The sequence below is a fragment of the Acidiphilium sp. PM genome, assembly GCF_000219295.1.
GTDB classification, from domain to species: Bacteria; Pseudomonadota; Alphaproteobacteria; order Acetobacterales; family Acetobacteraceae; genus Acidiphilium; species Acidiphilium multivorum.
This window is the reverse complement of the sequence record NZ_AFPR01000238.1, coordinates 1-749: the sequence shown is the minus strand read 5'-3', so window position 1 is coordinate 749 and position 749 is coordinate 1. Positions and strand designations below refer to the sequence as shown.

1 pseudogene is annotated in these 749 nt (G+C 74.9%); it reads right to left on the bottom strand.

The features are described 5' to 3' along the window. Positions 1-749: pseudogene (locus tag APM_RS10360) on the bottom strand (AsmA family protein); the annotation flags it as partial.

Below are 749 nucleotides of genomic sequence, written 5' to 3'. Positions count from 1 at the left end.
CGCCGGCGCCGGCCGTGCCGGGCGTGGCCGCCGCCGGCTTCGGCATCGCCTTGAGCAGCGCCGTCAGGTCGATCCGCGAGGCGTGGATCACCGCCTGCAGGTCGGGCTTCGGGCCAAGCCGCAGGCTGAAGGCGCCGCCGAGCTGCGCCTGGGCGGAGCTGATCGCGAGGCTGTTCAGCGCGACCGTGTTTGCAAGCCCCTGGCCGCCCGGATCGGTGAGCAGGCCGGAGACGCCGATATCGGTCCAGGCCGGCAGCGGCGTGCCGACGAGGTCGGAGAGTTTCGCGAGGTCGGGGATCGTCGCGCTCAGCTTCATCGCGACGCCGGCGAGCTTCGAGGGGGTCGCCATGCCGCCCGCGGCGTTGAACAGCGCGTTGCCGACCCGGCCGGCGACGTTCATGGTGAAGCGCTCGGTGGGCACGGCGTGGGCCGGGGCGGGTGCGCCGAGGGCCGCCTCGATCACGGGGCCGACCGGGCCGGCCTTGCCTTCGAGCCCGACCTGCCGGCCCTGGTACTGGCCGGCCAGCGCGACGTCCACCGCCTGGTCGAGCGCGGGCAGGGTGATGTTCATCGAGCGGAGCGACAGGCCCTTGCGCCAGGCGGTCAGGTCCGACTTGCCGGCGGTGAGGCTGACATTGGTGACCGAGGGCAGGGTCCCGCCGGCGGGCGGGCCGAGATCCGCCCGCAGGTCGACCTGTTGCAGCGGCGGCAGGTCGCCGCGGTCGGCGGCGGGCAGGTAGGCGGCGAGC